Genomic DNA, 26,429 nt, shown 5'->3' with positions numbered 1-26,429 from the left:
TTTTATAAACATGCATCAATCTTTAAAAGAAGAATTTTTCTTTTTGTGGTTTTCACAATTTTAATGTTCGCCATTCATTAAGATGATTATCGTTATGTCCCAGCCTCTATTATTTTAATTCTAAGTTAATGACTTCATCTAAATAAGTTGTTCCCTGATATCCACGAACAGAGAGCCAACCAGGAATGATTTCTTCTGCCGAAATTTCGTTTTGAAGCTCGATGAACATTTTCGTTTGATAATGGCGTGGTTTATCAATCACATCCATATTTGCATAATAGTCGTATTCCTCTCTGTTATATATGTTACCCTTTCTGTCTACCAATACGCCCTCAATACCCGTAATCCCCATTGCATCATTATTTACTACACTAAAATCGATTGACTCAAATTTTCGTCCTTCACTCATTTCAGTTGTTATTTCAATTTTTGTAGGAGTGCCAAGCTCAACTATATCAATTGAAATTTTGCTACCGAGATATTCAAAGGTTTGAGGAAATGGTTGATTCATATCAATATCCACATTATAAAAATCATTCATATAGTACGATAATGAATGTAAAGGTATACGAACCTCTTTTGGATTATCAAAATATAGTGAATCAAAAACAGAGTGAAATGTAAAATATTCATTCATATTACTCTCAATTGGGAAGTTCCATCCATATGAAATTGGTTTTGCCGTCTTTTCTTTCGTTTGGATACCTTCAAAAAATAGTTCATTAATATTTTTATCGACAGTATATGGTTTAAATCTGTATTGAAGAGCTGTTAAAGTTGGAGCAATAATCAATTTTTCAAACTCAATAGGCACACCATCTACTGTCACTTTTTTATTAAGAGGACGCTCAATGGACGCTTGCTTTTTAACAGGTATTTCGAAGTCCCATTTTCCGTTTTTAAAACTCGCCTGTCCATTATAAGCCATCCATACAGGATTTTTAGGGTCTTCGCCAATTTTTTGAAGCTTCGAGATATTTAACTTTATTGATTTTGCTTCGGACGTAACAGGCAATAAACTAAGAGTTCCTTTAAAAATGGTCCCATCACTATCCAAAGGCTGAACTGGTAGATGGTTGACAGGATATGCCTGTTGATCAAAGGTTTCAAATTCATTCTCAACATATGCACCATCCCAAAAATTAATACCATATTGTTCTTCTTCCTCAAGGTTCTCAACCTCATAATAGATTAGGGTTTGAAATTCATCAGCAATGGCGCTTTTAATGGTTACCTTTACTCCATTCGATTCTTGCACAAGATCGAGCGGCTCTCCGATGCCACTTTTTAAATAATCCAGTAATTGCTCATCCTCTAGATCACGCCAATCTAGCCAGGAATAATATATATAAGCAAAAGCGTTGGTGGCATAACCAATTAAGAAAAGGATTAATAGTGAAGAGGCGATTCCAACGCCAATAGTTGTACGTTTCTTTTGCTTATTTCTTTTATCCTCTTCTATTTTATTTAATGCTGTGATTACAGGGTCTAAAAACTCTTCCGGCACCTCAATATCATCAGCACTTTCAATAAAAGAGTTAATGGTATTCTGAAAACCCGCTAAACTTTGCTGGCAACTCTGACATGTATGTAAATGGATTTCTAGTTCAATCTTTTCAGGACGGTCTAATGTACGACTTAAATAATCGATAAATTTATCCTGGTAATGAGCTTCCTTACCACCACTTGAACTTTCGATTCCCTTATGGAGACGGGCTTTAACTGATTCAACTGAGATTCCAAGAATCTCGGAAACCTCTTTCTGTGAAAGCCCTAGAATATAGGTTAATACGAGGGAGTCATCCAATTCCTCAAAATTATTCCTTTTTTTACATTCTTGTAGGAGTTGAGAGATAACCCATTTCTCTAAGTCAGGGTTCTTTTTTAGTTTTCGAATGTCAGCCTTCATATTAAACATAACCGTGTAAAACACATCTTGAATGTCACTGGAAGAATGTAAATATGTCCTGGCAAGTTTGTATAAGCTATCTTTCCTTTGTTCAAACCATTTAATGATGGCTGCAAGGTTATTTTCTTTTATCAATTTTATTAATACGGGATCTGTTTCCGCTATTATCACAATTTCTGTCTCTCCCTTTGGTAGAAATCTTCCTTTTCTTCAATATTCAACAAATATCGCATGAATCCTTCTAAAAACCAATAAAAAAGACTAAATCAGTTACGATTTAGCCTCATCTTCCTTATTTCTTTTTTAGGTCTTTTGGTTCTACCTCGTATTCTTCAGCAATCTCTGTTTGATAGCTTGAGTGGAACTGTTGTCTTACTTGTTCCCGATTTTCGTCTTCGAGCACCTTACTTCTCATGTATGCATGGAAAAGAGCCTCACAAGCAGTAATTAACGCCGCTGCCGTAAGGGACGCTGTAATTAAAGATGAGGTGTTTTCCAAAAACAAATAACTCAACAGCCAAACTGAGAAAAATGATAACCCGAAGTCTGCCAATGTAGCAAATAAATTCCCCATTCTAGGTAACGTAAACAAATCACCTATGAGATATGAAATTCCTGTTACGAGAAGGCTCATTAATAGTAAATTACCGAGAGATGCGCCTCTAAAAATTCCGAATAGCGACAAGAGAACAATTGCTATTATAATAAATTTAATTCCGAGAGCTTTAAAATGCCTCATTTTTCGACATCACCCTTTTATTCTTATTTAGACCTATCTTTTGAAGATAATGAATAGAATATAAAAGGTAATTTTTGGTCGTGAAATTTCTGCAAACTTAGAGACTAGATTGCCCGATTTTCTATTTGACGATTGTGTAGATTGTAATAATATCCCTTTTGCTCTAAAAGAGAAGCTTGTGTTCCTCTTTCCACAATTTCTCCTTCGTTTAAAACAATGATTTGATCGGCTCTTTCAATCGTATTCAAACGGTGGGCAATAATAACACTTGTCTTTCCCTTCATCAAACGCTGTAGTGCCTCTTGAATTTTCATTTCTGTAACCGTGTCAATACTACTTGTTGCTTCGTCAAGAATAAGAATAGACGGATTTGCAAGAATTGCTCTTGCAATTGAAAGAAGCTGCTTTTGTCCTTGGCTAATCCCGCTACCATCCTGGTTCAAAACCGTCATGTATTGATTAGGCAACATCATGATAAAGGAATGAGCATTTGCTAATTTGGCTGCTTCAATTACCTCTTCATCGGACGCATCCAATCTTCCGTAACGAATATTATCCATGATAGATGCTTGAAACAAATATGTATCTTGTAGCACAAAGCCCATATTTTGACGCAGGCTTTCCCTTGTTATCGATGACGTATTTATCCCATCTATAAGAATTGACCCTGAATCGGGTTCATAAAATCGAGACAATAAATTAATAATTGTTGTTTTTCCCGCTCCTGTTGGACCGACAAAAGCAACAGATTGTCCAGCTTTTACCTCAAATGACACATCCTTAATAGTGTTCCCATCTTTTTGATAAGAAAAAGAGACGTGATCAAATTCGACATTACCTTGGATTTGGTTCACTTTTTTCGCTTTTCTTTCATCCTTAGCCTCAACATCTTCATCTAAAATATCAAACACACGCTCTGCACCCGCAATAGCAGAAAGTAATGTATTAAATTGGTTAGCCAAGTCATTGAGTGGTCGCGTAAATTGTCTTGAGTACTCGGCAAAAATGACAATAGTTCCAATCGTGATATGGCCATTCAGTGCAAGTACCCCGCCAATCCCGGCAATAATTGCAAAACTTAAGTTATTTAATACGTTCATAAGCTTCGGAATAAAACCAGAATACGCTTGTGCAAAATAGCCCGCTTTCTTTAGCTTTTCACTTTTTTCTAAGAAGTCGTTCATTACGGTTTCTTCCTGGGAAAAAGTCTTTACAATTCGCTGACCTGAAATTGTTTCCTCAATATAACCGTTTAATTCTCCCAAATAACGCTGCTGTTCCTTAAATAGCTTCCCTGTTCGCTTTGTGATCCACTTAATCCCAATAAACATGATTGGAATAATAATCATGGTGATTAAGGTTAATAATGGGCTCAACCATAGCATAATTCCGACTGTACCTATTAAGGTTAGTATGCTTGAAAATATTTGAATGACTGATGAATTTAAGGTTGAGCTGACATTTTCAATATCATTTGTAATTCGACTCATGAGCTCCCCGTGTTGCCTTTTATCAAAAAAGTGAATCGGTAAACGATGCAACTGTTCAAAAAGCTCCGTTCTCATAGAGAATACGGTATTCTGGGCAATGCCAACCATCCAATAAGCTTGATACCATAATGATAAGGAATGAAGAATATAAACAACTACTAGTCCCAGTAATAAAACAAAGAGCCCTTTATGTTCCTTTGAAACGATGTATTCATCGATCCCTTTTCCTAATAAGAATGGACCGAGGAGACCAAGTCCTGAGCTTGCTACGACCATTACAAGTACGGTAATTAATAATGTATGATTGACCGCAAGATAAGACCAAATTCTTTTTAATGTACCCATTCTATCCTTTGCTTGCTGCGGTTTATCCCCATGATTTTGTTTCGGACGATTCATTCGCGCTGACATAAGCTTGTCCCTCCTCTCCAAATTGAGTATGATAAACCTTTTGATAAAAAGGCGAGGAATGTAATAGCTCTTCATGACTTCCAGTAGCAAGTAATTTTCCATCTTCTATCAGTAAAATTGTATCGGTTGCCATCGCTGTGTATATTTTTGACGTAATGATTAAGGTCGTACATGTGTAATTTTTTAAATTTTCAAGAAGTTCAGCTTCTGTTTTAAGGTCGAGCGCACTTGTACTATCGTCCAATAATAAGATTTTCGGGTTGCGAACAAGTGCTCTTGCGATTGAAATTCGTTGCTTTTGCCCACCAGAAAGATTCACACCCTTTTGTCCGATGACAGTTTCGTATTGTAATGGAAGTTTCTCAATTGTTTCATGAATTTGGGCTCGCTTTGCTGCTTCAATAATCTCTTCCATCGTCGCATCCTGTTTGCCCCAGCGGATATTATCCTTAATCGTTCCGGTAAACAATAATGCCTCCTGTGGTACATAGCCAATTTGTTTTCGTAATTCATCAAGCTTTCGTTCCTTTACATCAATGTGGTCTATCTGAACACTTCCCTGAACAACATCATATAAACGTGGAATTAATTGAAACAAGGACGTTTTTCCTGAGCCTGTCGCACCTAGAATCGCAACCGTTTCACCTGATTGAATCGAAAATGAGATATCCTGTAACACCCATGCATTCGTTCCTGGATATCTGAAATCAACATGTTTAAACGATATACTACCCTCTGCATGTGGTACAGTTCCTAGATTATTATTCGATTCGACTAAATCAACCTCCGTATCTAATACATCAACAAGACGGTCTGATGATGCTTTTGCTCGTGAAAAATGCATGATAATCCAAGAAAAAACACCTAGAGCCCCCGTAATCCGGGTTGTGTAATTGATGACCGCAACAACCTCACCAACCTGAACGTTTCCTGAGCTAACATCAATACTACCGAACCAAAGAATCGCGATAATACTTCCATTCATTAATAGTAAAAGTACTGGCATCGTTAATTCGATAAGCCGTAGTGAAGTAATTGTTCGATTCTTTAAGTCTTCATTAGCATTAAAGAATCGTTTTGTTTCATGTCCCCATCGTACAAAGGCTTTTATTAATCTCATGCCAGAAAGATTTTCTCGCATTACACCGTTCACGATATCTAATTTCTCTTGGACTGCTTGGAACAATTTTCTTGCTTTTGTCATGACGATTATAAGAAACAAAATTAAAAATGGAGTTGTAACAATGATCATCATAGCCAGCTTTGCATTGACAAGGAAAGCCATGATCATCCCGAAAATGATTAGCATTGGTGCGCGCATTGCGATACGCAAACTCATAAACACCGTGTTTTGTATCTGGGTCACATCATTTGTCATTCTAGTTATTAAAGAAGCTGTATCGAATTTTTGAAGATTGGCGAAGGAAAAAGATTGGATTTTTCCAAACAATTCTTTTCTTACGTCAAAAGCAAAGCCTTGACTTGTATGCGAAGCAAAAAAGGAATTCGTAATTCCAGAAATAAAGGCGAGAAGCGAGATTCCGACCATAATTCCGCCCCACTTCAATACTACTGAAAGATCTTTTTGTAAAATACCATCGTCAATCACCTTTGCAATTAACAACGGTTGCAAGAGTTCTACCGCAAGTTCAACAAATGTTAATCCAAGAGCGACTGAAATGGCTAGTCGATAAGGTTTTAAATACGCTAGCATTCTTAACATATGAGCCTCCAAGTTATGTACGAAACAATTATTTCAATATCCGAATTATTTTTATCATACAATAAAATTTACTATTATTATAGATAAAAAACATCAAAAGCAAGAGCCCTTGATGTTTTACTGTTTTTGTAGATTATGAGAGTATAATTTTTGGCTAGCTAAAAAGCTAATGATTGTCGCAGCAATGACAGCAATTAGCATAAACAAATTAAGATGATGCATACCTTTAGCAACATCGACCTGATTGGTGATCAGCATCCCCATGATACTTGCACCAAATGTTGTACCTATGTTTCTTGCAAAGAAATGAAGACTTGTCGACATTCCTTTTTGATGGGCTTCTGCCAATTCCTGTGAGCCGATGGTTCCAATCGTTACTACCAAACCAAACGCAAAACCTTGGATCGTTAAAATTGCAAATATATAAAAGAAACTTGTGTCTTTATTCATAAAAAGTGCCATAATTGCAGAAAGCACGAGCAACGCATTTCCAAAGAAAATGGTATTGCGGTACCCATATTTCATGATAAGCTTCCCTGAAGGAACAGATGCAAACATCCAGGCAGCACTCATCCCAAATAGAACGAGTCCACTCACTATAATTGAAATCCCCTGTACCTTTTGCATAAATAATGGAACATAACTCTGAAACGCGAAAATGCTTAGGAAAATCAAGAGGCCATTAATATTCATCCATGAGATATTTTTATTCTTCAGAATCTCAATTGGGATAAAACGCTTATCCGATTTATTCTCAGCGAAGATAAATGCCACTAATAAGAGAACACCAATTAAATTATAGATTACTAAATTTTCTGTTGTTATGGTGTTCATTAAAAATGCTAGCATACTTCCTGTGAAAAAAAATGCGCTGAGATAGTTCAGTGGATTTTTATCCTTCGTGATGTTTTCTTGATATGGTATTAGACATAATAAAACAATAATCCCTATTGGTATATTGATAAAGAAAATCCAGCGCCATGACATCGTTTCAACAAAAAAGCCACCAATAAGTGGTGCAATGACAGCAGAAACTCCCCACATAGCTGAAAAGAATCCTTGGATTTTTCCGCGTTTTTCAATTGAATATAAGTCACCGGCAATAATCATTGTTAATGGTGAAACACCACCAGCACCTAGTCCTTGAATACCTCGATAAACGATTAATTCCACCATTGAATCAGCTAAACCGCATAGTAATGAACCTATCGTAAAGAGAATAATAGAGATGCTAAAGATTTTTTTTCTTCCGTAAATATCTGCAAGTTTCCCGAATATTGGTAAGGAAACAGTAGAAAATAATACATATATGGCGAACATCCATCCATATAACTTATACCCACCTAGCGTTTCTGCTATCGTTGGGGCTGTTGTCTGAAGGATTGTTGTATCCATAGCACTAATAAGCATTGCAAGCACAATACTTACTAAAACAAATGGTTTTGATTTCATTTTGTCTTCCCCTTTTTGCCTAGAATTACTCTATTATACTACAGAAAATGGAAAAGAAAAGATGCTGTTTATTCAAAAAAATACATTGCCACACAATATGAATGAGGTAATTTCATGATTCGCATTACAGCTATTACACATAAAAATGAGCGTATTACAGATGTTCCTATTTCAGAAATAAAAAACGCCGAATGGAAGTGGTATTGGATTGACTTTAATCGACCATCTGAATCGGAAATCGAAGAATTATCACGAACTCTCCATTTTCATCCGCTAGCAATTGAAGATTGCATTCATGTCTTACAACGGCCAAAATTAGATTTTTATGAAAAAAATACATTCTTTGTTTCGCACAGCCTTCATCAGGAGACGATGGAAAAGGAAGAAATTAATATGTTTCTTGGCGAAGGATATATTGTGACCTTTCATCTTATGGAATCGAGTGAAGTGAATGATGTGTGGAACCGCTTAATCGTAACTGAAGAAATTGAAAAATGGGATCCCTCCCTTGTGTTATATCACATCATTGACAAGCTTGTTGATAATTATTTTCCGTTTGTTTACCAGTTAGAAGACACATTAAATGAAATTGAAGACAATTCGAATGAAAAATCAATGGAAGAGCTACTTGATGAGCTTTTTGAAACAAGACATCATTTACTTACATTACGGCATACAGTTGTACCGATGCGGGATTTGGTGTATCGGATTATCAATTCTCATCGCCTTGATTTATTACAACATCGGATCGAATATTTCCATGATATCCATGATCACTTATTACGACTTACCGAAAAAATTGATGCCAGTCGAGAATTGACAGCCGATATTCGTGATAGCTATTTGTCTTTGAATTCGCACCAAACAAATAAAGTGATGCGGATTCTAACCGTCATCACGACCATTTTTATGCCACTCACATTCATCGCAGGAATATATGGCATGAATTTCACACATATGCCTGAACTTACATATAAATATGGGTATTTTATCATCCAAGCAATTATGATTGTGATTGGAATTGGGATGTTTGTTTGGTTTAAACAAAAGGGTTGGTTTAAGTAAATGTTAGAGGCGATAAAACGAGCAGACCGAATGAATCGGATCTGCTCGTTGTCTTTTTTATTTATTTTTCTTTTTACCATTATTTGATTTTTCTTGGTCGTATGAAAGTCCAAAACCGTACTCATATTTGACACCAGCTTTTGTTTTATAAACGAAATGTTTATATTCTTCTGGTGCAAAACTTGGAACATCTCCGACTTCTCGTTCAACTGCTTTCGCACTCGCTGGAATAGCAAATGGAAGTTTACCAACAGGATTGAATGCTCCAGTGATTACGTCAAATACTGCTTCTTGTTGTGTACCAAACGTACCAATAAATGCAGCTGCTTTTGGTTCTAGCTTATTAATCAGCCATTGGTTCGTAAAGTTTACAGCAGTAATCGTTGGAACCGTTTTTTGGATTTCAACAATTCGATCTACTTCAGATACGCCAGTTTCTGGACCAACTGTAATACGCGGATTATTATCCCAGTTAGATTGAGTTGGTTTCACATATACATAAGCATGTGTTGCTTCCTCTACACTATCAACTAATTCGATGTTAGGTAATTTTTCATTCAGTGTATTCTTTAAATCTTCAGTAAATGCATCAGATTGTTTCTTAGACTCCTCAATAACGTATTGTTCAGGATTAGCATGACTTCTTGGTGCAGCAACTCCTACAAATCCTTCCACATAAAGCTTAACATTTTCTAACTTTTCTTCAGTTAATGGTAATAGCTTTTCACCTTTAATCTTGTCATTTCGCATCAAAACAACTGATTTTTGATGTGCTTCATAAGCTAATGCTCTGTGTTCTTCATCGTTCGCAAGAGCAATTGCTTCTTCAGGATTGACATATGGATCCTCAAACAGACCTAATGTCATCATTTCAGATAAAGTATACATAATGGATTCATCGACTTTTGATTCATCTAACAATCCACTAGTAACTGCCTCAACAACTAGCTCCGGTGTTGCGCCACCTGAAATAATGTTAGTTCCTGCATTTATTGCTTTTGCCACTTTTTCTACTGCTGTTTTATCCATATAACCCCATGCACTACCGGCAACAGCACCTGAGTCGGAGTTAACATATCCTTTGAAACCAAGACCTTCACGTAAGTACTTGATAATTCCCTCATTTAATGTCATTCCAACTTCTTCAAATTGCTGATCCTCACTATATGGTGGTAACCCCTGATCTGCACTATCATTACTTGGATATGCGTAATACGGCATTACAGATGATACACCAGCTTCAATTGCTCTTTGGAACGGAGGAATGTGGTACTTTTCCATGCTTCCTTCTGTTGGATAGATGTTAAAGCTACCATTTTCAAAGTGAGGATCTTGTCCATCATCACGAGCTCCACCGCCTGGGAAGTGTTTAACCGTGATGGCTACACTGTCTGTACCTAGTTCTTCACCCTGGAATCCTTTTACGATTTCATAATTCATGTCTCCAACTACTTTTGGATCTTCTCCGAATGTCTCTTCAATTCTCGCCCAAAGTGGATCTGTGGCAACGTCGGCCATATATCCATAAACCTTACGAATACCAGCTGCTCTCCATTCTTGGCGTGCAATATCTGCAAATTCGCCAACAGCATCTACATCTCTAGCTGCTGCCAAGCCTAATGTTCCTGGCCAGAAAGTATGTTGATCCTGAACGTTTGTAATATTTGTATAATCCGTAGATTGAGAGTTTCTTGGATTGGAAGTGATAACAACCGGAATCCCTAATTCTAGCCCTTCAGCCAATTGTTGCATTTGGTTATTGTAATTGGCAATATCCCCTAAGTTTTGCGATAAACGGTAAATAACATGGCGCAATTTTTTATCAGTCACAATTTTACTATTTTCAGGAGTTACAAAATTTCCATCTGCTGGATCTGCTACTGGAGTGTGTGTGTTGATATACATTAATCCAGCCTTTTGCTCAAGACTCATTTTGCTAATCAAATCTGCTACACGTTCTGAAACTGGTTTTCTCCAGTCTTCATAAATATCTAAACTTCTACTGCCATTTGCATCTCTAAAATACTTGTCGCCAATTTCAAGAATTCTATCTTGAGTAGCAACTTCAATTTCAGGTTGTCCTTCCGCTTTTTCAACTTTATAAGTTGTTATTGCACCTCGTCCCGTATATGGAGTGGCTTCTCCCTCTTCACCTGTGTACCCTTGCTCATCTGCAAAACCTATTGTTGGAGCTACAAGTGATAGTGCAAGTGTACTAACTAAAAGTTTCTTTCGTAGCTTTGAAGCTTTTCTGATTTTTTTTGATACTGATGCCATTTTCCCATCCTCCCTTTAATAAATGATTAGTTTTACTATAAGAATAGTAAGATTTATAGAATAAATACTCCCTCTTACATTTTTTTAAAATGGCTCTTTTCTAAAAGATTGTTGCTATTAAAACACAGTGATATCCACTCCTGGTACTTGCTTTCCGCGGGCGATCCGCAAGCCTCCTTGCTTCACTGCGAGGTCTCGCTTGGCACGATATTCCCTCAGGACATTGAATTTGCTTCCTTGAAACTACAGTGCACGAAGAAAATGCCTGCATTTTCGAGGAACTCGCACCATCCACTGAAATCACTGAAAGAACAATAATCACTCTTCCCTTCGCACAAATCATATTCAAAAACAACAAAGTTTACGAAAACAGCCTTTAAAATCATCAAGAGGTTAGTATACATTCTCGATTACAGCTTTATACAACGGCAATATGGTTAGCGCTTTCAGAATACGCTTCCATTTTTGATAAAAAATTATAATTAATTAGACTACTAAACTAATTAATTACTAATATATTACCATTTTAATATATCTATCATCATGAGGCTTAGCTACCAATTTATAGTAGGTCTATCGACTGTAAATTATTTCTAATGGTATAGGAAAAGAGTAGTGTCTCAATGCAAATAGTCATAAGGATTTTAAAAAATTTCATTAAAGCTATCTGAAAATACTATTAACTTTTCTATCATTTCAGGTATAATGAAAATTGTTAGAGTATCGAAATATTTTTATAGGGGGTAATATCATGACGAAGGTTAAAGAAAAGTTATTAACTCGTGCAGAGGTACCTGTTGAACAAACTTGGAAGCTTGAAGACTTGTTTCCTTCAGTTGACGCATGGGAACAAGAATTAGCTGCTATTGAAGTGGACGTTTCGACAGTTACAAAATATAAAGGTCAATTAGGTAAAGATGCTAAGACATTTTTAGATTGTTTACTTGCTGAGGAAGAACTTCGCAAACGAATGATTTTAGTAGGTACATATGCTAGTTTGCGTTTCAATGAGGATGCGACCAATCCTGACAATCAAGGAAATGCAGCAAGAGTATCGTCGACTTTTTCAGGGATTGCTGCTGCACTATCGTTTATCGAGTCTGAAATCCTTGCTTTACCAGAGGGCACAATTGAACAATACATAAGTAAAGAAAAAGAATTAGAAGTTTTTCAGAATAATTTAAATGTGATTTTGGAGAAAAAGCCACATACGCTATCACCTGAGACAGAAGAAGCTTTGGCTGCTCTTGGAGAAGTCCATAACGCACCCTATATGATATATCAACGAAGCAAAGCATCTGATATGACCTTCCCTTCTTTTAAGGACGGTGAAGGAAATGAGCTACCACTCTCCTTTGCGTTATTTGAGGATCGCTATGAACTATCTGAAAATCCAACGATTAGACAAAATGCGTTTAAGGCTTTTTCTGATACGTTGAAAAAATATCAAAATACATTTGCTGCTGCTTATGCAACAGAAGTTACGAAACAGGTTACACTATCTAAACTTCGCAACTATGAATCTGTTACCCATATGCTCTTGCATCCACAACAGGTTACGTTAGAGATGTACAATAATCAGTTAGATATTATCCAAACTGAACTTGCGCCGCATATGCGCAAATTCGCGAAACTTAAGCAACGAGTGCTTGGACTAGAAAAAATGCATTTTAGCGATTTAAAAGCACCACTTGATCCTGATTTTAATCCGAAAACGACCTATGAAGAAGCATCAAATACAATCCTTGAGGCTTTACAGATAATGGGTCCTGAGTATAGTGCAATCATGAAAAAAGGTCTCACAGAGCGCTGGGTTGACCTCCCTGCTAACGTCGGTAAATCAACTGGTGCTTTCTGTTCAAGTCCATATGGTGCCCATCCGTTTATATTAATTACGTGGACTGATACAATGCGTGGAGCGTTCATATTAGCTCATGAGTTAGGGCATGCGGGACATTTTTATTATGCGAATGGAAACCAACGCGTTGGAAATACACGTCCATCAACTTACTTTATCGAAGCTCCATCAACTATGAACGAGTTACTGCTTGCTGAACATCTGTTATCGAAAACAGATGACAAAAGAATGAAGCGATGGGTCATACTTCAATTATTAGGAACTTATTATCATAACTTTGTAACCCACCTACTTGAAGGCGAGTACCAACGTCGTGCATATGCATTAGCTGAAAGCGGAAAACCACTCACAGCTCCTGCGTTAAGTACAATTAAAGGTGAGGTATTAAAATCCTTCTGGGGAGATGCTGTGGAAATTGATGATGCAGCAAGCTTAACTTGGATGCGTCAACCACATTATTACATGGGACTATATCCATATACGTATTCTGCTGGATTAACTGCTTCAACTGCTGTTGCACAATTAATCAAAGAAGAAGGTCAGCCTGTAGTTGATCGCTGGATTGAGGTTTTAAAAGCTGGAGGTACTATGAAACCACTCGAATTAATGAATTATGCAGGTGTTGACATGTCTAAGCCAGATGCCATTCGCAAAGCGGTAGCTTATGTTGGTCAGTTAATTGAGGAATTAGAAGGTCTTTACGAATAATAAGAAATTGAAATGCCCAGAGCTATTCTGGGCATTTTTAAATTTGTACCTTATGTAACTTTAAATATTCGTATTGCAATAAAAAGTATAGACCTTTGTAAGATTACCCTTAATTCCATTTATCCCATTCCATTTCCTATACTTTTCAGGTATTGTTGTGTGTGACAAAAAAGAATCTAATGTTACATGACGTCCTATAGCTTCTTTAGAAGTCTCAATTATATACGATAAATAACTAGACATTATTTTCAGCGATTGTTTGTTTCCAAAATTTCCATGCCCTGGTACGAATGAATTGATATCCATTTCTTTAACCTTCTCTAAAATAGAGTAAAATTCTTCTGGATTTTGAATGGGTACATGTAAATTTTCAGTTAGTAAATCTCCCATAAACGCTATTTTTTCGTTTGGTAGAAACATTATTGCATCACTCGGGGTATGCCCTCCACCAAAGCAGTACAACTCAACCTTTCTTTTTGAACCTTCAATGATTAATTTTTCTTCAAAAAGCACCTTAGGTAATACAAGTCTAAGATTAGGTAAATCCTCCAACACTTTTGACATTTCATTATACTGGTTCGTTAGACTAGATTGAATGATTTCATCAGTATTAGATGCCATTTGGTCTTTAAGACTGTCAAGATACTTTTCCATTTCTTTTCTTTCAATTTCTAAGTCTTGTAATTTATTTCTTTCTTTGAAGTGCTTTTTAGTGCTTGCTGTTGAGATAATTGTTGCATCTAAGAATGCTTGATTTCCGAAAACATGGTCACCGTGATAATGGCTATTTATCAGATATTTTACCTTTTTACTGGTTATCATTTCTGCTTGTCTACGTAGTTTATAACCTGCCGAGGGGGTAGAAAGTGAGTCGAAAACTAAGATTTCATCACCTAAATCAACAATACCCGCATTACTCCAAGCACCTTTACCGGGTTTTGCTATAGTTGCGTACACTCCTTCGCCAATTGAATACAACTTAAAAAAATCAGTTTCGTTTATTAATCTTTCCATCTTATAAATCCCTTTTAACCTGTACAAGCCATTACTACATTTCCATCCGGATCTTTAAAATTAAACCAAGCAAAGTTCTCTCCCACTCTTTCAATTTCTCTTACGACTTCGATATCTTTTGATTTAATAAAATTGTAGGCAGCATCAATATCATCAACTAGAAAATTAAAGATTGGATTTGGTGAAGGTCGGTGGATGAATGTTGGATCAAAAACATGGTCATCTAATGTTAAGCCCGTGGAACCAGTAACCGGAATGTTATACACGGGAGATTTCACCTTATCTAAATTGGCTTCGATTCCTAAAATGTTACTGTACCATTCAACTGACTTTTTTAAATCTGAAACATGAATGAATACTCCTCCCATTGTGTTTTTAATGGGTGTTTGGTTAGATATGTTCATTATTACTACACAACCTTTTTATTATTATTGGTAATTCTGCCAAATCATCAATGATATAATCTGCATCTACATTGTCCCATTCAAAATCCCGTTTCCAAATTCCTATCATACCAATATTACGAGCTGCTTTTACATCGTTATCTGGGTGGTCGCCTACAAATATACATTGATTTGGTTGCACATTTAATTGTGCAACAGCCTTCATAAATATTTGGGAATCTGGCTTTTTAATCCCTTCCCATTCGGAAACTAAAATAGTATCAAAGTATTTTTCTATCCCAAGTGATCGAATATTATCTAACTGAAACTGTCCCTTTCCATTTGTAATCATTCCTAATTGAAGGTCCGTTTCCTTTAGTTCTCCTAACATCGGTATAAGATTTGGAAATGGTACACAATTGTATTTAAACATTGAGATATAATCTTCTAGCAGTTCTTGCCAAGTTATCCCCTTTATACTAAATTCTTGAACGAGTTGTTGATATACTTTGTCTTTCCAAACATAGCCACGACGATCTAATCCGATAAATCTCTTTATATAAGTTTCTTTTGGAATCTGATGTAGAGACTCCAATAACCTATCATATTGATAAGAAACGAACTTCTTTACAGATTCGTCTCTATCCAATAATGTTCCGTCTAAATCAAAAATAGCCGCTTTAATCATCTTTTACCTGCCAATCATTATTTCTTTCGTGCCTTGATAATCATCGTTGTTGGAAATTTACGAGCTTTGTATAACGAATAATAACGGTCTGAAACCTCTTCTTCAATTGAATCAAAAGACTCTGACACATCACTTTCAATTACTTTTTCAATTGTAAAACCCGCTTTTATTAATTCATTTATATATGTACTCATTTTTCGTGTTGGAATGACCATTGGTGCATCTTCACCTTTGAAATTATCGTATGTAACCGTTCCCTCATTCTGATATGAGCCTTCTATAAATATTCGCCCATTTTCACTTTTAAGATATGGATATAATGGATGATCCCAACTGAAAATGAAAGATCCACCAGACTTCAAATAAGAATAGATAAGCTTAAAGGTTGCAGCTAAATCCATTGTCCAACCAATCGCATAAATCGAGTAAACGAAATCAAAATATTCCTTTGGAAGATTAATATCTTTTTCCATTGGTGCACAATACAATTGAGGATTCATTCCCTTTAGTGTTTCTCTCGCGGTTTCAATTTGACTTTGTGACAAATCTACTCCCCATAGTTCACTCGCTCTTTTTTCTGCCATGTATCGTAAGGAATGTCCACTTCCACAACCGATATCAAGTATTTTTTTATTTGTTACATCCTCAAACAGCCTTAACTCTTCTTCTGTTTGTGTAAAAGGACCGTAACTCGGGAGGGCATCCTTCCCATTAAAATGATGTGCTACCTTGTCCCAGCTCTTCTTATTGTTCTTGAGTATTTCATTTGTCATTACTTTTACCTCCAGTTTTTACTTTCCCCATAGCAAATCCCTCAAATAAACGTCCTCCATAGGGCTGTAAAACATCGTCAACTACTTGCACAACCTTGGATTTGTCGCCGTCTCGATAAAACGATTCAAATGAGGCAAAGAAGTAATTTGCAAATTCTTCGTCGAATTCTTTTAAGGCTGTATACATCCACTTGGAAACGCCAATCCATTTACGATTAGTTCTTAAGACAATTCACTTGTTAGTTCTGCAAGGTTATTTGCAATGAATATTGCTTCTTCTCTTTTTACACAGCCAACGAAATCATCTAATGTATCTGTAATAAAATATCTTTTCAAATCTACCGTTTCCTTAGTCCATTCATCCGGTCCAGTGTCTAAAAGTTCCTTAGCTTCTTTTTTTATTCCTTCAATTAGCCCATCATTCTTAAGAACAATGCCTTCGTAAACCATTCTCGCCATTGACGGTTTTGCTCGCTTTTTGTCCGTTTCAAAAAACCGTTTATAGGATGCTTCATTATGTACAAAAACCTCAATAGGCCAACCGAAATCGAATAAGGACTCTCTATATGACGAAGGAATGTTCCTTTCAAAAACAATGATGTCAAGATCCGACGTTTCTGTCGCATCACCCCTTGTTACACTTCCAGCTAAAATGGCAGCTTGACAATCAGAAAACCATTTTTGAATAAATTGCCGGGCTGCTTTTATTGGTTTCATTTTATCAATAGCTGTCATGAATACCACCTCTAAACATAACTCTACAAAACCTACATTCTACAATTTTTGATAAATTCCTTTTTATTCCTTTCAAAAGGTATGAAGGAAATTAAAAATAATAATAGAATTGTTATATAAATCATTTTTAAATGGAGGAAAATCATGTTAGTGATGAAAAAAATCGAACCAGAAATGACTTATGATTTAAGACATAGCATTCTCCGACCCCACCAGCCAATGGAATCTTGCATGTATGATACAGATTATCAAGAAGGCGCATTCCATGTGGGAGCATTTTATGAGGAGAATTTAATTAGCATTGCTTCCTTTTGTGCTGTAGTAAACGAAGAATTTTCAAGTAGAAAACAATATCGTCTTAGGGCTATGGCAACACATGAGGAATATCGAAAGCTAGGTGCTGGACGAGAAGTTGTTAATTTTGCAGAAAATATACTAAAGGATAAGGGGACGGAACTTCTATGGTGCATGGGTAGAACAAATGTACAAGGGTATTATGAAAAGTTGGGCTTTAGACCATATGGGGAGGTCTTTGATTATCCACCGATTGGTCCACATATTGTGATGGTGAAAAAATTAATCTAAGTTACAAGGAGAGTTGAACATGAAATTACGCACAAGTATCTATTTTAGCGATTTTTTATTGGAATCATTGTTATCTTAAATAGTTTAATCGTCCTATACTCTCCTTTTGCCTTTGTTCGATTGGTTAATCTCATTCTGGTAATCGTAGCTTCCGGAATAATAGGTTCTCTGATTAGAGAAATATTTCTCTTGAAGAAAAATTCTGTGTCACACTAATTCCATTAAAAACACGTAAAAGATTGGATTTGTCTTAGGCTAATTCCGAAATACATCCATCGAAAACCAGTCCATCTATAACCGGAGACAGATCTTCTACCAACAAATGTTGGATAGAACCAGAATTGATCTCGACCTTTCAACCAGACATAGGTGTACCTGAATAAACATCCTCTAATACTACCTGGGTCGACTGCAAACGCTTGTGCTTGTTGTGTTTGCTGTGGAACAAAAGATGGTGGCGGTGCTGTCGGTGCTCCTACTCCCTGTCCTTGACCTGGGGTTCCAAAAGGTGGCATTCCTCCTGGGCCTTGACTTGGCGTTCCAAAAGGTGGCACTCCCCCTGGGCCTTGACTTGGTGGTCCAAATGGAGGCATAATAGAACCTCCTCCGAATGGTGGCAAGAATGAACCCATTTGTCTTTCATACTCGTTATAATAATCAATATCTGTATAGTATGGTAGTGATGACGCCATTAAAGTGTTTGGATCGTGATAATACATTTTATAAATCACTCCTTATTCATAGGCTACTATCATCCTATTCGGTAGGCTTATGCCTTTCAACTTGTACCTATGAAATGTGCTTTTACCTAGGTATTCAAGAAAATAAAAAAACCCGCCCTAGTTTCAAAGGGCAGGCATTCCTATTAACGGTCTCTTTGTACAAAATAATTCAATATTTGTTTTAAAAATGTACTTTTAAGTTGAATTTCTTGCAATGCTTCCATTGCGAGACAATAATGTTCCCACATTTCTTTTTTTGCAGCTTCCACTCCAAGAATCGAGACAAACGTTGAATGATTGTTTTCTGCATCTTTACCAATCGATTTTCCGATTAAATCTTTTGTCCCTTCTACATCTAATAAATCATCTTTGATTTGAAAAGCAATACCTCCATGATACGCAAACCTTTTTAAAGCTTCAATCTGATTTTCATCTACATTTGCAAGAATAGAAGGCATGATAAGAGCAGCTTCAAATCCCTTTCCCGTTTTTAAAAAGCACAATTGATTGAGTTGTTCAAGCGATAATGATTTTCCTCTAGACTCTAAATCCATCACTTGCCCTTTGCACATATCCATTGTGCTCTCAGCCGAGTATTGGATAAGTTTAAGTACTCTCTTCGTATCAAAATGCGTGAGTGAGGCTTGCTCAACTACCGCTCTTTGTGTCAGAAAAAGGCCTGTTAATTCCGCTACAGCGGTATTGTAGGATTGATGGACAGTTGGTTGACCCCTTCGAAAGTTTGCATTATCTTGTGATGGAAGATCGTCATAAATTAAAGAAGCTGTATGCATGTACTCAATAGATTTCAAAAGTGGAAAAATAGCTTTTTCAGTTAATCCATATTCCTTGACACCCATCATCCAGGCAACGATAGGCCTCAACCTTTTCCCGTCTCCATTGAGACTGTAATTTGCGGCATCAGTTATCGGAGAAGAATCTATCACTTTAATGTGCAAATGTTCATTAATTTTTGTACGGACATCATCAATCAATTCAGAAAAATCTTCCTGCTCTTTTTGTTCGTTTTTCAAATTGGTGACCATATGATCACGTAAGAGTTTATCAAAGAAATCAACATCATCTGCTTTTCGCACCATTTTTTGAATCAACTGAGTAAAGGATGAATGACTGATAGCAAATATCTCCATAACCTCTTCATAGACTTTACTCCCGACCCGCTTTTTGAATCGTTTTAATCCATTGATGGCTCGGTCTAATATGATTTCCATTGCTTTTGAATCGGATCGATATACGTTGTGGATCAAATAAGAAATCACAGCCCAATATAATGCAAATGGGTTCACTAAATCATTACGCTGCTTGTGATATTTTAAATAGTAGGTATACGGGGTTACCGCACCTTCCTCCATGTCCGAGAACATATCGGCAAAATCGTCTGCAAGCTGATTATAGATTCCATAATAGAAAACCCGATTGTCTAAATCTTTATCTTTGGGAGCACGAAGTAGAGAACGAACAATCAATCGTGAAGAAGAGGATTTAATCATAATGGGAATATATAAATCTTCATTTGTGTACGTTTCATTTGAAAGATTTTTCTCTCGATCGACTTCTTGGGAATGAAAAAACACAAAAGATTGTTCGAAAAAAGAATGTACGGTTTCTTTGGACTGCTTGTTCTTAATGTACTGAAAGGCTTCTGTAAGTTCTGAATGTATAAATTCTAGTAATTCCTTATTTTTTCCTTTCCATTCACCCAAAGGTGGCACAGACTCGGTTAACAGTGTGGTACGTATCAGATTAGAATATTTCTTTTTCTCTACACTTGATAAAACCGTGGCATCCAAAAGATCATCAATAAAAGGATAAGTAAGACCATAGGCATAGCCTAATCGGATAGCGGTATCAAGTTTTTTCGAACGATCATCACCTGAGAGATTTTTTTCGAGTTCTTCCATTTCATTGATGACAACTCCAGCGATGATTTTTAGTAACTTCCTTCTGGAATGTGTAGCATCCATTCCCTCTGGTATATTCCTAGATACATTCTTTAACTTATCGATTAACCAAATAATGGTGGATTCAATCCCCTCCTTTTGACCCCACCTGTACAATCCAGTGATACTAAAAAGAGTGGATTCTTCGTTTTTATCGTTAGATGTTGTTTGAATCAATTGATCTTTCAAATGGGTAACCACGTTTTGAATTCTTGTTTGTGTATCCATGGACGTTAGGTCTTTTCCTATGTCTCTCATAAAAATATAGGAAATACTTCGATCTAAGTATTTTTCTAATTTCCCTGTGTAATTTAGCCATTTTATATAACTGTCATAATCATCTGTATGAGTTTCTCTCTTCGCCTTCGTCCCAAAAGGAAATAGCGAATGATAAATATGCTGCTGCTTCCAAGAATGAATGTCTTTTTTGAGGGCTGAAATATAATTCTCTTCCTTGACATCCCTATATAGCGTTTGAAAATACTGAGCGGCCTTTTTCTCTGCTAGCTTATACCTAATTTCGGCATTCTTTTTAAATCCATCATCCATATTGTAAATACCTCGACTTTTGTTCATTACCAAATATATATGCTATAAATGGGATTCATATCGTTGTTGTTTAATATAAATTAATATATCTTCTTTGCATCCTTCGGTAAATTTCTCACATGTTTTAAATAGTTAGTCATGTTTCTATCATCCTTAATTGGATATACAAATCTTAGGTTTTCTGCAACTTCTTTTGCTAATCTTCTAAATAATTCACAGGTGTCAAATATAGAAATCCAGAAACTCTCATAATTATGATCGGAGTATGTTCTTTCATACTCCTGCCAATACGTATCAGGAAGATGATTTTTAAAATACTTCCCCATCTTTCCAACCGACACTTGAAAATTGGTTTCACATCCAATCCACCACGAAACCATTTGATCTAAATGTGTCCTGATAACAAGTTCAAACATTTGTTTCGCGTATGGTAATTCGTCACGCCAGATTCCTTTCGCTACATTTTGCAAACACCACCAAAAATCATTACAAGTACTTAAATAATGTGACTCAGTAGGTTTGTTAACATGATAATCAATATCTGTTGGGCCAGAAATTGATGGTAGTATATTGTCTTTATCCAATAATGGAACGGTAAGTTTGTCATTTTCGTATTCAATAAGCATATTTTCTTTCGTTTCAATATGAAGATCGATTCGATTTCCATCTTTAAAAAGCATTAAATAACCATAGGATGGATAAACATCTACTTGTTCACCCCATGTTTGATTATTTTTGTCCGGTTCTTGTAGCATGATTAATTCACCAAAAATACGAATCCAGTTCTCCTCTTTTAAAAATGATTCAGTTTCCGTGACTACATATACAATGTCGTAATCTTGGAAAATGTCTTTCGGAACATTTTGGTTAGTTCTGGAACCATTCATATAAACCGCACGAATCCGTTCATCATTCTTTGCAATACCCAAAATTAAATCCATCATTTCCTGTTCAGTTCTCATAAAAATTCTCCTTGAAATTTATGTGTACTATTATCTTCTATTTTTATCATGTATTCACCTGCATTTTGACAAAGAAAGATGTGAACAGACTAAGAACAAGCTCCCAAGCCTTTATAACTAGGAATCTATGACTTTTTATCGATGTGTAAAAGATTGGGAATTAGGATACATGGACTAATAGGACTAAGGATTCTTACGAATTTCTAAATATTCTGTTATATTTTTCCTATCATACATAAAGGAGTGGTGTTATTGTTAAAGGTACTTTCAAAAACAGGATTAACGCTTGCTTTAGCTGGTGGTGTATTGCTTTCAGGATTTCAAGTAATTGATTCTACTTCTTCAAAATCTACAAAATATGACTTGAGTCTTGCTCATTATGTTGCAGCGACTCCTGAACTAGCTGAAAAGGCCAAAGAACTAGGATTCGAAGTTTCAAAGACAGATCCAGCTGAGCAAATCGCGAACCACGGGAAGAAGTTCCAACAAGCTGGTGATAACCATGTTGCCTACAAAGCAGCAAATGGAGATGTACCCGTACTGGTTATTCTAGCAAAATATAAGGATGGTGACGAGCCTTTAGGAGACTTAGAGGGGCAGGTTCCAGCAAAGTATTATGAGGACCTAATCTTTGGAACTGAATACAATCCGTATGAACTTGATGCGTTTAAAGAATACGATGGAACAAATGTGCCGAAAGATCGCACCATGCAAAATGCTTATAAAGAATCTAGCTACGGAAAAGTTAATCTTGTACATGACGGCGCTGACCTTGTTTGGGTCGAGCTTCCTAAAGGGGCCTCATACTATCTGGATCAAGATGGAACATATGCTGAAAATGGAAAGTATGTGTTAGGAAATGTAAATGGTGATGCCCATACGGGAGAATTTGTCCGCGACCTGCTTAAAGCTGCAGACGATCAAATAGATTTCTCCCAATACGCAATTGACGGTGAAGTTCCTAATGTCTTCGTCGTTCATGAAGGTACTGGAGCCGAATGGAGCCGAGACCCAGCTCAATTTTGGTCCCATAAATGGAACATTTTAAGTGCTTTATATTATGGCAAATACTACGAAACTGGTAAACCAGCAGATGTTCATGCAGGCATGAGTCAATCGGAATGGATTGAAAGAACGATTGCAGAAGATATGACCTATGATGGTGTAGTCGTTAACAACTATAACATCCAACCAGCTATTGGTGGAAATGTGGCAGGTTTTGATGCGGCAACGGGTGAATATGATGATGCGTTCATTACCGGCCCATACCCTGCACAGGTTGGTGTATATGCCCATGAATTCGGACATGCGTTAGGTTTACCTGATTTCTATGATACTGCATATAATTCTGAAGGTACTGGCAACTATTCAATGATGTCGGGTGGTTCCTGGATGCGATACCCTGATGCCTTACAGTACAATGGGAATTCACCTACACATTTCGATCCATTCTCAAAGATTTTCTTAGGTTGGGCTCATCCAATCGAAGTAAGTCCAGAGGATGGTGTTCAAGAAATCACATTACCTTCTATTGATCAAGCTGACGATAACAACGGTATTGTAAAAATGGAAGTACCTGGTTCAAACGGCACTGAATATTTCTTATTCGAAAATGTCCAACAAAGCGGCTTTAACCAAGGCTTAATCCGCCAAGGTGAAGATTCACATGGGTTAGTTGCATGGCATGTTGATGAAAATATTATCAATTTATACCAAACTGCCGGTTTTCGACCGAACAATGTAGCCAACTGGATGAATAAGAGATTCCAATACAATCAATCCCAAACAGCTAGTAATGGTACAAAAGTTACACACTACGGATTATCAGTGCTACAAGCAGATGGAAAATATGATCTCGAAAAATATGTAAACCGTGGAGATGCAGGTGATTTCTTCAAAACAGGAGATGAAATCACACCTGTCTCAAGTAATGTTCATACTGGTTCCTATTATTTCTGGAAAGGCTACGGCTCAACACCTGCAAATTCCGGAATCCATGTAACTGATATTGTTGAAAATGAAGATGGTTCCCTTACTGCTAAATTCTATTACAGCACAAATGAGGGAAAGAAAAAATAATGCTGAAGAAACCTGAGCCTCTTGATGGGACTCAGGTTTCTTATGTTACATTGGGATTGGGACAAAATTCAGTTCGGTGGAACCACAGGAACCGTCCCCATGGCCCCCTGGTTCTACTTATCTAGCTTTAGTTTCGCGAGGGCGTCCGCTAAGGCGGTGTTGATTGGTTCTTCTTTTTGTTGTTTTTTCATGTAATTGGATACTTCTCTTTTTGATAGTTTTCCTGATTGGTTCTTTTTGCGACGTTCGTTGAAGGCAGATAGTTTTTCGCGGTGACCACATTTACACACGAATAATTGTCCTTCCCCTTCCCCGCGCAATTCCATCTTTTTATGACAGTTCGGGCATCTCGCGTTAGTCAGTTTGGCGATGTTTTTACGGTGGCCGCACTCACGATCTTGACAGACAAGCATTTTTCCTTTTTTTCCATTTACCTCAAGCATCAACTTTCCGCATTCTGGACATTTTGTACCTGTAATATTGTCATGCTTGAACTTTGAATCGCTTGATTTGATATCTGAAACTACTTCTTTTGTGTATTGCTTAATATCTGAGATGAACGCATTCTTTTTCAATCGACCTTTCGCAATTTGTTCAAGTTTTTGCTCCCACTCAGCCGATAACACTGGAGATTTCATATCATCTGGAACAAGTTCTAGTAACTGTTTGCCCTTATTGGTGATGTGAATGTCTTGCCCTCTTTTTTCAATTAAAAAGGTATTAAATAATTTTTCAATTATATCTGCACGTGTTGCAACCGTACCTAGTCCACCTGTTTTGCCGATTGTGTCAATTAAATCCTTGCTTTCCCCTGCCATGTATTTTGCCGGATTTTCCATCGCTGAAAGTAAGCTACCTTCATTGAATGGCTTCGGTGGCTGTGTTTCTTTTTCAATCTCCTTCAGAGCAAGAATATTAAGGAGCATTCCCGGTTGAATGGATGCTGGAATTTGACCTTCATCCTCATTCTCATCAATTGAAGTGATGACCTCTTTCCAACCTAATGATGTGACCGTAATCCCTTTTGCAACGAAAAGTTCCTTCCCAATATGTGCTTGAACGTTTTTTTGTTCATAGGTATATGGTGGAAGAAAAACAGCCAAAAACCGCTTGACGATCAAGTCATAAAGTTTTTCTTCTTTCGCAGATAAAGCTTGTAGATTTGGACGCTCCTCAGTCGGGATAATGGCATGGTGATCTGTAACCTTGCTATTGTCTACAAACGATTTGTTTGTCTTAATTCCATTTTTCAAGATCTTTGCACCAAGCTTAGCATATGGCTGCACCATACATCCTTCTATACGATCCTTTAGTGTATCAATGATATCCGTTGAGAGATATTTTGAATCAGTCCTTGGGTACGTGACAAGTTTATGTTGTTCATAAAGCTTTTGGAGAACATTTAAGGTCTCCTTTGCTGAAAAACCGAACCGTTTATTTGCATCACGTTGAAGCTCGGTTAAATCATATAGCTGTGGCGCATAGCTTTTCTTTTGTGAAGTTTGAACATCGATGATTTTCGCATCCTGCCCGTGAAGAGAACGAACAATAGATGACGAAATTTCCTTTTTAAAAATTCGCTGTTCCTTTGTTTTTTCATGTTGCCACTTTAGTGTTAAGACGTCTGTTGTTGCTTTTATTTCATAATAAGGTATTGGATTAAAATTCCGAATTTCTTCCTCGCGTTTTGCGATAATTGCTAAGGTCGGAGTCTGCACTCTTCCGCATGAAAGTTGTGCATTGAATTTTGTCGTTAATGCTCTTGTTGCATTAATGCCCACCAACCAATCGGCTTCAGCACGTGCAACAGCGGATGAATATAGATTCTCATATTCCTTCCCGTTTTTTAAGGTAGCAAATCCTTGTTTAATTGCTTTATCCGTAACAGATGAAATCCATAATCGTTTTATTGGCTTACGAGTGTTTGATTTTTCAATAATCCACCTTGCAACAAGTTCTCCTTCACGACCAGCATCTGTTGCAATAATAATTTCATTGACATCCTTACGATTCATTTGCGTTTTTACAGCACTATATTGTTTGCCTGTTTGTTTAATGACAACTAGGCTTAAAGGATTGGGAATAATCGGAAGGTCCTCTAGCTTCCATGTTTTATAGTGGTCTCCATATTTTTCAGGGTCTGCTAATGTGACTAGATGACCAAGTGCCCATGTCACGATATATTTATCCCCTTCAAAAAAGCCATTGCCTTTTTTATGACAGTTCAATACTCGGGCAATGTCTCTTCCAACAGAAGGTTTTTCTGCAAGTACAAGTGATTTCATTTTAACTCCTCCAATTCACCCTATCTATTATACACGATTCAGTTAGCAAGGCATAAAAAAA

Annotated in this window: 18 protein-coding genes and 1 pseudogene; 4 read left to right on the top strand and 15 right to left on the bottom strand. The window is 36.7% G+C overall.

Going from position 1 to position 26,429, the window contains the following annotated elements:
• Window positions 1–109: 109 nt before the first annotated feature.
• From DZB84_RS00630 to DZB84_RS00610, 5 genes are all read right to left on the bottom strand, one after another.
• Entirely contained in the window at window positions 110–2,080 is a 1,971-nt protein-coding gene (locus tag DZB84_RS00630) for a DUF4179 domain-containing protein (protein WP_116350319.1), read from the bottom strand.
• A 121-nt stretch (window positions 2,081–2,201) separates the two neighbouring features.
• Entirely contained in the window at window positions 2,202–2,648 is a 447-nt protein-coding gene (locus tag DZB84_RS00625; protein ID WP_116350318.1) for a YndM family protein, read from the bottom strand.
• Window positions 2,649–2,752: 104 nt separating this feature from the next.
• The gene (locus DZB84_RS00620; RefSeq protein ID WP_116350317.1) at window positions 2,753–4,549 is read right to left on the bottom strand and encodes an ABC transporter ATP-binding protein; all 1,797 of its coding nucleotides are present in this window, start codon (window positions 4,547–4,549) and stop codon (window positions 2,753–2,755) included.
• A complete protein-coding gene (locus tag DZB84_RS00615; protein WP_116350316.1) occupies window positions 4,506–6,272 on the bottom strand; it encodes an ABC transporter ATP-binding protein in 1,767 nt (588 codons plus the stop codon). The genes DZB84_RS00620 and DZB84_RS00615 overlap by 44 nt, the downstream gene beginning before the upstream one ends.
• 117 nt (window positions 6,273–6,389) lie before the next feature.
• Entirely contained in the window at window positions 6,390–7,724 is a 1,335-nt protein-coding gene (locus DZB84_RS00610; protein WP_116350315.1) for an MDR family MFS transporter, read from the bottom strand.
• A gap of 114 nt (window positions 7,725–7,838) precedes the next feature.
• Between DZB84_RS00610 and corA the strand changes: the two genes are divergently transcribed.
• A complete protein-coding gene (gene corA / locus DZB84_RS00605) occupies window positions 7,839–8,789 on the top strand; it encodes a magnesium/cobalt transporter CorA (RefSeq protein ID WP_116350314.1) in 951 nt (316 codons plus the stop codon).
• Window positions 8,790–8,846: 57 nt separating this feature from the next.
• On the opposite strand, the gene DZB84_RS00600 is transcribed toward corA, so the two are convergent.
• Window positions 8,847–11,066: a glycoside hydrolase family 3 protein gene (locus DZB84_RS00600; protein WP_116350313.1), complete on the bottom strand. Its 2,220-nt coding sequence runs from the start codon at window positions 11,064–11,066 to the stop codon at window positions 8,847–8,849.
• Window positions 11,067–11,817: 751 nt separating this feature from the next.
• On the opposite strand from DZB84_RS00600, the gene pepF reads away from it, so the two are divergent.
• Window positions 11,818–13,632: an oligoendopeptidase F gene (pepF, locus tag DZB84_RS00595; RefSeq protein ID WP_116350312.1), complete on the top strand. Its 1,815-nt coding sequence runs from the start codon at window positions 11,818–11,820 to the stop codon at window positions 13,630–13,632.
• A 60-nt stretch (window positions 13,633–13,692) separates the two neighbouring features.
• On the opposite strand, the gene DZB84_RS00590 is transcribed toward pepF, so the two are convergent.
• The 5 genes and pseudogenes from DZB84_RS00590 to DZB84_RS00570 all read right to left on the bottom strand — a co-directional run bounded on the left by DZB84_RS00590 (window position 13,693) and on the right by DZB84_RS00570 (window position 17,207).
• A complete protein-coding gene (locus DZB84_RS00590) occupies window positions 13,693–14,646 on the bottom strand; it encodes an MBL fold metallo-hydrolase (RefSeq protein ID WP_116350311.1) in 954 nt (317 codons plus the stop codon).
• Between the two features lie 14 nt (window positions 14,647–14,660).
• On the bottom strand, window positions 14,661–15,050 hold the full coding sequence (locus tag DZB84_RS00585; RefSeq protein WP_116350310.1) for a VOC family protein: 390 nt from the start codon (window positions 15,048–15,050) through the stop codon (window positions 14,661–14,663).
• Complete coding sequence (locus DZB84_RS00580) at window positions 15,037–15,717, bottom strand: HAD family hydrolase (protein WP_116350309.1); 681 nt, start codon at window positions 15,715–15,717, stop codon at window positions 15,037–15,039. Before DZB84_RS00580 ends, DZB84_RS00585 begins: the two co-directional genes overlap by 14 nt.
• 17 nt (window positions 15,718–15,734) lie before the next feature.
• Window positions 15,735–16,490: a class I SAM-dependent methyltransferase gene (locus tag DZB84_RS00575; protein WP_116350308.1), complete on the bottom strand. Its 756-nt coding sequence runs from the start codon at window positions 16,488–16,490 to the stop codon at window positions 15,735–15,737.
• A pseudogene (locus DZB84_RS00570) lies at window positions 16,480–17,207 on the bottom strand (nucleotidyltransferase domain-containing protein). The gene DZB84_RS00575 and the pseudogene DZB84_RS00570 overlap by 11 nt, the downstream one beginning before the upstream one ends.
• Window positions 17,208–17,369: 162 nt before the next feature.
• Between DZB84_RS00570 and DZB84_RS00565 the strand changes: the two are divergent.
• Window positions 17,370–17,810, top strand: coding sequence for a GNAT family N-acetyltransferase (locus DZB84_RS00565; protein WP_116350307.1), 441 nt, complete (start codon window positions 17,370–17,372; stop codon window positions 17,808–17,810).
• 221 nt (window positions 17,811–18,031) lie between these two features.
• Here DZB84_RS00565 and DZB84_RS00560 read toward each other — a convergent pair whose 3' ends face one another.
• The 3 genes from DZB84_RS00560 to DZB84_RS00550 all read right to left on the bottom strand — a co-directional run bounded on the left by DZB84_RS00560 (window position 18,032) and on the right by DZB84_RS00550 (window position 22,004).
• Window positions 18,032–18,529 (bottom strand): hypothetical protein, encoded by a 498-nt coding sequence (locus DZB84_RS00560; protein WP_116350306.1) that lies wholly within the window; start codon window positions 18,527–18,529, stop codon window positions 18,032–18,034.
• A gap of 146 nt (window positions 18,530–18,675) precedes the next feature.
• Window positions 18,676–21,042, bottom strand: coding sequence for a polyprenyl synthetase family protein (locus DZB84_RS00555; protein WP_116350305.1), 2,367 nt, complete (start codon window positions 21,040–21,042; stop codon window positions 18,676–18,678).
• An 80-nt stretch (window positions 21,043–21,122) separates the two neighbouring features.
• Window positions 21,123–22,004, bottom strand: coding sequence for an aminoglycoside 6-adenylyltransferase (locus DZB84_RS00550; protein ID WP_116350304.1), 882 nt, complete (start codon window positions 22,002–22,004; stop codon window positions 21,123–21,125).
• A gap of 252 nt (window positions 22,005–22,256) precedes the next feature.
• Between DZB84_RS00550 and DZB84_RS00545 the strand changes: the two genes are divergently transcribed.
• Window positions 22,257–24,083: a M6 family metalloprotease domain-containing protein gene (locus DZB84_RS00545; RefSeq protein ID WP_116350303.1), complete on the top strand. Its 1,827-nt coding sequence runs from the start codon at window positions 22,257–22,259 to the stop codon at window positions 24,081–24,083.
• A gap of 113 nt (window positions 24,084–24,196) precedes the next feature.
• On the opposite strand, the gene DZB84_RS00540 is transcribed toward DZB84_RS00545, so the two are convergent.
• Entirely contained in the window at window positions 24,197–26,368 is a 2,172-nt protein-coding gene (locus DZB84_RS00540; RefSeq protein ID WP_116350302.1) for a DNA topoisomerase III, read from the bottom strand.
• Window positions 26,369–26,429 lie beyond the last annotated feature (61 nt).

This window comes from Bacillus sp. HNG (genome assembly GCF_003400205.1).
Lineage (GTDB): Bacteria > Bacillota > Bacilli > Bacillales > Bacillaceae_L > Ferdinandcohnia.
Note: the sequence above shows the minus strand (reverse complement) of the source record. Positions and strands in the feature narration are given on the sequence as shown.